Raw genomic sequence first — 6345 nt, 5'->3', positions numbered from 1 at the left:
GCCGTGGCGAGGGTCGGTCAGGTGGTGTCTCGTAAGGCGGAGGAGGGAGCCGCAGCGTGCTGCGGTGACCGACGACAACGCGGCGAGGCGCCGCCTGACCGACCGCGGTAGGCAAAAGATCCAAGGGGCAGGGCCTAGGGCAGTGTCAGGATCTCGTGGCCGGTCTCGGTCACCAGAATGGTGTGCTCGAACTGGGCGGTCCGCTTGCGATCCTTGGTGACGGCGGTCCAGCCGTCGGGCCAGACGTCGTAGTCGATGGTGCCGAGCGTCAGCATGGGCTCGATCGTGAACGTCATGCCCGGCTCCAGCGTGACCGTCAGTGACGGGTCGTCGTAGTGGGGGACGATCAGGCCCGAGTGGAACGTGGTGCCGATGCCGTGGCCGGTGAAGTCACGGACCACGCCGTAACCGAACCGCTTGGCGTAGGCCTCGATCACGCGACCGGCCACGTTGAGCTGCCGGCCGGGGGCGATGGCCTTGATGGCCCGGTTGGTTGCCTCACGGGTGCGCTCGACCAGCAGCCGTGACTCCTCGTCGACGTCACCGACCAGGAAGGTGGCGTCGGTGTCGCCGTGCACGCCCCCGATGAAGGCGGTGATGTCGACGTTGACGATGTCGCCGTCGCGCAGCACGGTGTCGTCAGGGATGCCGTGGCAGATCACCTCGTTGATCGAGGTGCACAGTGACTTGGGATATCCCCGGTAGCCGAGCGTGCTGGGATACGCTCCCCGCTCGCAGAGGAACTCGTGGCCGATCCGGTCGAGTTCGTCGGTGGTGACGCCGGGCGCCACGTGCTTGCCGACCTCTTCGAGCGCCTGAGCCGCCAGCTTGCCCGCGATCCGCATCCGCTCGATGATCTCGGGGGTCTTGACGTCGGCCTCTCCGGTCTTCGGGGATTTCTTCCCGACGTACTCCGGCCGCTGGATGTGAGAGGGAACCCTGCGGAGGGGAGAGATCCGCCCGGGCTGGAGCAGTGTCGTCATGGTTCCACAGTCTAGTTGCGCTTCCCACTGGGCAGGATTGCCGCATGAGTGACCAATGGTGGTTCTGCCTGAAGCACATGGCCGTCGAACCCGACGAGGGTTGCCCGAACAAGGACCGGATGGGACCGTACCCGACGCGCGAGGCCGCGGCCAACGCGCTGAAGACCGCGGCCGATCGGAACGAGGACTGGAAGAGGGAGGACCAGGCCTGGGAGGACGACGACTGAGGGCGGAGCGCGGCCGGTACGTCTAGTCGGTGACCTGCGGGCCGCTGATCTGCTCCAGCAGCCTGGCCAGGCGGTCACGCAGGGTGGGGCGCCGTTCGACCTCGCCCGCGGCCATGCTCACCAGATGCTGTGCCCCGTCGAAGGAGAACGGTGCCCGTTCGGGGACCGTCAGCGCGTCGTGGGCCAGGCCGGTAAGGTCCGTGTCACCGCCGTCCAGGGCCAGGATCGTCGTGCCGGTCCTGCGGGCGTCGCTCACCCGCTCCAGCAGCGCCTCGGGAGCGCGCTCCTCGGCGACCACGAACAGGGTCTCGCCCCGTCCGGCCTGCCGGATCCGGTCCAGCCCGACCCGCAGGTGCGCGGGCGCGTCGGGGGCGGGTGCCCAGCGGACCAGCGTCGGGGAGAGCTGGGGCAGCCCGGAGAGCCTGGCCTCGTCGCTCAGGTGCGCGGTCAGGTGCCAGGGCTCCTCCTCGGGCGTGCCGACCACCAGCAGGCCGCCGGCCGAGCGGGTCGCGCGCAGGGCGAGGCCCAGCTCGCGGGTCCGCTCGATCCAGCCCGTCGAAGCCAGGATCTCGCGCAGCAGTGTCACCGACCCAGCGTCCATGGCACCATCGTGCACCAGCCCCCCGCAATGATCCTGGGAATGCGCCCCTGAGAGGATTCGGGGCAGACGATATGGTCGATGAAGTCCGATCTTGAGGGTCGGGGATGATGAGGAGCGGTGAGTGAGCACTGATATTCCGGACGTGGGGGGAATCTCGATCGGGATCCTGGGCGGGACCGGGGACCAGGGCAAGGGGTTGGCGCGGCGGTTCGCCCTCGCCGGGCACAGCGTGCTGATCGGCTCACGCAGCGCCGAGCGTGCTCAGGAGGCGGCGGCGAGCATCGGCGGATCGGTGCGCGGCGCCGGCAACCCGACCGTGGCGGCCGAGGCCGACGTGGTGATCGTGGCCATTCCCTGGGACGGGCACCGCTCCACGCTGGAGTCTCTCCGTGCCGAGCTGGCCGGAAAGATCGTCATCGACTGCGTCAACCCGCTCGGCTTCGACAAGCAGGGCGCGTACGCACTCGCGGTCGAGGAGGGCAGCGCCGCCCAGCAGGCGGCCGCGGTCCTGACCGAGAGCCGGGTGGTCGCCGCCTTCCACCACGTCTCCGCCGTCCTGCTGCTGGACCCCGAGGTCGACAAGATCGACCTGGACGTGCTGGTGCTGGGCGACGACCGCGAGGCCACCGACACCGTCCAGGCGCTGGCGGGCCGCATCCCCGGGATGCGCGGCGTGTACGGCGGTCGCCTGCGCAACGCCCACCAGGTCGAGGCGATGACCGCCAACTTCATCTCGATCAACCGCCGCTACAAGGCCCACGCCGGCCTGCGCGTCACCGACATCTAGCGCGACAGCCGGATATCTGACGATCTCGACCGCTCGGCAAGCCGGTGGCACCGGGGTCGCGGGAGAGCCGCCCGGCGCCGGCCGTGATCGGTGCTTCCGATGTTCACGGGCGAGGCGGCTCCGTCAGATCCAGCCGGCGTCCTCGGCGATCCTGTCGCGGGCGCCGCTCCTGGCGATGGCGCTCGTCAGGTGGTCGCGCACCGTCCCCGCGAACAGGTGCAGCCGCCTGGCGATCCCCTCCGCGCCGGCGCCCTGCGCGGCCTCCCTCAGCACCGTGCTCTTCCGGGGGCAGCGGGCTCGCGCCGGACCCGGCGGCCGTGGCGACCGGTTCGGGATCCAGCCCCCGCGGCCCCGGTGCGGTGCGCCGGATCGCGTCGGCCAGGGGTGTCCTTCGCCGGGTCACCCGACGGGGATCGCGAACACGCGGCCGGGAACCTGAGGCTGCCACGGTGGTCTTCCCGGTGTCCCGGGTCAGGGTGACCTGTGCTTTTGATGACGAACATCGCACCAAGCAGATCTGACAAACAGCCTGTTAACCGGACATTCTTATCTCATGACTGATTTTCGCCCGGAGACCCGCACCGTCCACCTTCCCCAGCCGCAGCTGAACGGCAGCCGCTCCATCACGGTGCCGCTCTACCAGACCTCCGGCTTCGTCTTCGACGACCCGGCCGTCTTCGCCGACGGGATGGGCCGCCCGGACGGGGCCTTCGTCTACGGGCGCCTGTCGAACCCGACGGTCCGCTCCCTGGAGGAGGCCGTCGCCGGCCTGGAGGGCGGTGCCGGGGCCGTGGCCACCGGTTCCGGAATGGGGGCCATCAACTCGGTGCTGCTCGCGCTGCTGGAGCCCGGTGATCACCTGATCGCGCAGCAGGCGCTCTACGGCGGCACCGCCTCGATGATCAACGACCTGGAGCGGCGCTTCCGGATATCGGTCTCCTACGTCCCCGAGGACGACCCGGCGGCGCTGCGCGCGGCCGTGCGGCCGGAGACGAAACTGGTCTACCTGGAGACCATCGCCAACCCGGTGACCCAGGTCGCCGACCTGCCGGGCATGTGCGCGGCGGCACGCGAGGCCGGACTCGTCTCCGTGGTCGACAACACCTTCGCCTCACCGATCCTGTGCCGGCCGCTGGAGCACGGAGCCGACATCGTGGTGCACTCCACGACCAAGTACCTGGGCGGGCACACCGACGTGCTCGGCGGGATCGCCGTCTTCGCCGCGGAGGAGATGTACCGCAGGGTGTGGGCCTACAACGTCAAGCTGGGTGCCACCGCGGATCCGTTCGCCGCCTGGCTCACCCTGCGCGGCATCCAGACGCTGCCGCTGCGGATGGAGCGCCACTGCTTCAACACCCGCGAGCTGGCCACCCGGCTGAACGACCACCCCGCGGTCTCCGTCGTGCACTGGCCGGGCCTGCCCTCGCATCCCTCGTACGAGCTGGCGGCCAAGCTCCTGCCGGACTTCGGGGGTGTCTTCTCGTTCGACCTGGTCGGCGGCCGGGCGGCGGGCGAGCGGTTCATGAGCTCGGTGCGGCTGGCCCTGCTGGCCCCGTCCCTCGGCGGTGTCGAGACGCTCATCCTGCACCCCGCGACCACCTCCCACCGCTCCCTGACGGCCGAGGAGCTCGCCCGGCACGGGGTCGGTGCGGGCACCGTACGGGTGGCGGTCGGCATCGAGCACATCGAGGACCTGTGGGCCGACTTCGAGCAGGCGCTCGCCTGAGGGATCCACGGCGTCTCCTAGACTGCGGCACGGGGCCGCAGGAAGGATGGCCGCTTTCCGAGCCGCTTTGTGGGAAGGAGACGCGCGTGAGCGTGTCGATCGGGGACGTGCGACGGGCCGCCGAGCGCATCGCGGGGTACGTCCGGCGCACACCGGTGGTCGAGGTGTCGCCGGGGCTGTTCTTCAAGCTGGAGGGGTTGCAGCACTCGGGGTCGTTCAAGGCGCGAGGAGGTTTCAACCGCGCCCTGTCCATGGGAGAGATCCCCGAGGCCGGGTTGATCGCGGCGAGCGGGGGCAACCACGGCCTGGCGGTGGCGTACGTGGCACGCGGTCTCGGTGTCCCGGCGGAGATCTTCGTGCCCACGGTGTCCAGCCCGGTGAAGGTGGCCGGGCTGCGCGCGCTGGGCGCGCGGGTGACCCAGGTCGGTGCCGTCTACGCCGACGCCTACGAGGCGTCCGTCAAGCGCGCGGCCGAGACCGGTGCCCTGGACGTGCACGCCTACGACCAGGCGGAGGTGGTCGCGGGGCAGGGCACGGTCGGCCTGGAGATCCTGGAGCAGACCGGGGGAGTCGACACGGTCCTCGTCGCGGTCGGCGGCGGCGGGCTCGTCGCCGGGATCACCGTCGCGCTCGACGGCCACGCCCGCGTGGTCGCCGTCGAGCCCGAGCTCATCCCGACCCTGCACCGGGCGCTGGAGGCCGGCCGGCCGGTCGGGGTCGAGGTCGCGGGGGTGGGGGCCGATGCCCTGGGCGCGAGCCGGGCGGGCGAGATCGCCTGTGAGATCACGGGCGCGGCGGGGATACGGAGCCTGCTGGTCTCCGAGGAGGCCATCGTCGAGGCACGGCGCGAGATGTGGCGGGAGCACCGGATCGCCGCCGAGCACGCGGGCGCCACCGCGTACGCGGCTCTGCTGTCCGGCCGCTACACCCTGGCCGAAGGGGAGCGGGTGGCCGTGGTCGTGTGCGGCGCCAACACCGACCCCGCCACGCTCGCCTGATCTCGCGCCGCGCCTGAACGCCCCGGCGCCGCCAGGGTTTCCTGGGACGCCGGGGCCCGGAGTCGTCAGCTGTAGCTGTGCTCGGGAGCGGGGAAGGCGCCGGTCGACACCTCGTCGGCGAAGCTGCGCACCGCCCGGTCCATCTCGTGGGCCAGGTCGAAGTACTTCTTGACGAACCTGGCCGGGCTGGCGGTCAGGCCCATCAGGTCCTGCCAGACGAGGACCTGCGCGTCGGTGCCGGGCCCGGCACCGATGCCGATCGTCGGGATCGACAGGGACGAGGTGACCCGCTCGGCCAGCTCGGCGGGAACGCACTCCAGGACCACGGCGAACGCTCCGGCGTACTCCAGGTCCTTGGCGTCGGCCATCAGCTCGTCACCCGACTGGCCGCGGCCCTGTACCCGGTAGCCGCCGAGCGCGTTGACCGACTGGGGGGTCAGGCCCAGGTGGGCCATCACCGGAATGCCCGCCGAGACCAGCGTCTCGACCTGGGGGAGCACCCGCCGCCCACCCTCAAGCTTGATCGCGTGGGCACCGGCCTCCTTCATGAACCTGGCGGCCGTCTCCAGGGCCTGCTGGGGAGATGCCTGGTAGGAGCCGAACGGCAGGTCGGCCACGACCATCGCGCGGGAGGAGCCGCGTACCACGGCCGCGGTCAGCGGCATGAGATCGTCCACCGATACGGGCAGCGTCGAGTCGTAGCCGTACACGACCATGGCCGCCGAGTCGCCGACGAGCAGCACGGGGATGCCGGCCTCGTCGAAGACCCTGGCGGTCATCGCGTCGTACGCGGTGACCATCGGCCACCGCTCGCCGCGCTCCTTGGCGGCGGCGACGTCGCGTACGGTGATCCTTCGGCCGGCCTGGCCGCCGTAGAGCGAGGTCGGCCGGCTGGGGGAGGAAGAGGACATGGGACCTCCAGTGAAGTCTCGAGGCGCCCCTGATGGCGTCCCCGGACGGTTCCGATGATTGCACGCGTTCGGCAGGTTCAACAGACCCGGCCGGCCTGGTAATCCGATGGCG

8 protein-coding genes are annotated in these 6345 nt (G+C 71.0%); 4 read left to right on the top strand and 4 right to left on the bottom strand.

Features of this window, described 5'->3' with window-relative positions; all coding sequences use genetic code 11:
• Nucleotides 1–134: 134 nt before the first annotated feature.
• Nucleotides 135–983 carry a type I methionyl aminopeptidase gene (gene map / locus ABT130_RS12985; RefSeq protein ID WP_350955354.1) on the bottom strand — a complete coding sequence of 283 codons (849 nt, stop codon included), beginning with the start codon at nt 981–983 and terminating at the stop codon, nt 135–137.
• A 44-nt stretch (nt 984–1027) separates the two neighbouring features.
• Here map and ABT130_RS12980 point away from each other — a divergent pair, with 44 nt between their 5' ends.
• Nucleotides 1028–1210, top strand: coding sequence for a hypothetical protein (locus ABT130_RS12980; protein WP_350955352.1), 183 nt, complete (start codon nt 1028–1030; stop codon nt 1208–1210).
• Between the two features lie 22 nt (nt 1211–1232).
• On the opposite strand, the gene ABT130_RS12975 is transcribed toward ABT130_RS12980, so the two are convergent.
• Nucleotides 1233–1811: a hypothetical protein gene (locus ABT130_RS12975; RefSeq protein WP_350955350.1), complete on the bottom strand. Its 579-nt coding sequence runs from the start codon at nt 1809–1811 to the stop codon at nt 1233–1235.
• Between the two features lie 121 nt (nt 1812–1932).
• Between ABT130_RS12975 and npdG the strand changes: the two genes are divergently transcribed.
• Entirely contained in the window at nt 1933–2598 is a 666-nt protein-coding gene (gene npdG / locus ABT130_RS12970; RefSeq protein ID WP_350928003.1) for an NADPH-dependent F420 reductase, read from the top strand.
• Between the two features lie 123 nt (nt 2599–2721).
• On the opposite strand, the gene ABT130_RS12965 is transcribed toward npdG, so the two are convergent.
• Nucleotides 2722–2871 carry a hypothetical protein gene (locus tag ABT130_RS12965; RefSeq protein ID WP_350955348.1) on the bottom strand — a complete coding sequence of 50 codons (150 nt, stop codon included), beginning with the start codon at nt 2869–2871 and terminating at the stop codon, nt 2722–2724.
• 280 nt (nt 2872–3151) lie between these two features.
• Here ABT130_RS12965 and ABT130_RS12960 point away from each other — a divergent pair, with 280 nt between their 5' ends.
• Nucleotides 3152–4324 (top strand): trans-sulfuration enzyme family protein, encoded by a 1173-nt coding sequence (locus ABT130_RS12960; RefSeq protein ID WP_350927999.1) that lies wholly within the window; start codon nt 3152–3154, stop codon nt 4322–4324.
• Nucleotides 4325–4410: 86 nt separating this feature from the next.
• The gene (locus ABT130_RS12955; protein WP_350955346.1) at nt 4411–5322 is read left to right on the top strand and encodes a threonine/serine dehydratase; all 912 of its coding nucleotides are present in this window, start codon (nt 4411–4413) and stop codon (nt 5320–5322) included.
• A gap of 65 nt (nt 5323–5387) precedes the next feature.
• On the opposite strand, the gene panB is transcribed toward ABT130_RS12955, so the two are convergent.
• On the bottom strand, nt 5388–6233 hold the full coding sequence (panB, locus tag ABT130_RS12950) for a 3-methyl-2-oxobutanoate hydroxymethyltransferase (RefSeq protein ID WP_350955344.1): 846 nt from the start codon (nt 6231–6233) through the stop codon (nt 5388–5390).
• Between the last annotated feature and the right edge of the window lie 112 nt (nt 6234–6345).

The sequence above is a fragment of the Streptosporangium sp. NPDC001681 genome (assembly GCF_040298085.1).
GTDB lineage: Bacteria > Actinomycetota > Actinomycetes > Streptosporangiales > Streptosporangiaceae > Streptosporangium.
Note: the sequence above shows the minus strand (reverse complement) of the source record. Positions and strands in the feature narration are given on the sequence as shown.

What these genes read in the sequence shown, in the direction of transcription:
- map (WP_350955354.1), bottom strand. Translation starts at nt 983, where the DNA reads ATGACGACACTGCTCCAGCCCGGGCGGATCTCTCCCCTCCGCAGGGTT.
- ABT130_RS12980 (WP_350955352.1), top strand. Translation starts at nt 1,028, where the DNA reads ATGAGTGACCAATGGTGGTTCTGCCTGAAGCACATGGCCGTCGAACCC.
- ABT130_RS12975 (WP_350955350.1), bottom strand. Translation starts at nt 1,811, where the DNA reads ATGGACGCTGGGTCGGTGACACTGCTGCGCGAGATCCTGGCTTCGACG.
- ABT130_RS12960 (WP_350927999.1), top strand. Translation starts at nt 3,152, where the DNA reads ATGACTGATTTTCGCCCGGAGACCCGCACCGTCCACCTTCCCCAGCCG.
- panB (WP_350955344.1), bottom strand. Translation starts at nt 6,233, where the DNA reads ATGTCCTCTTCCTCCCCCAGCCGGCCGACCTCGCTCTACGGCGGCCAG.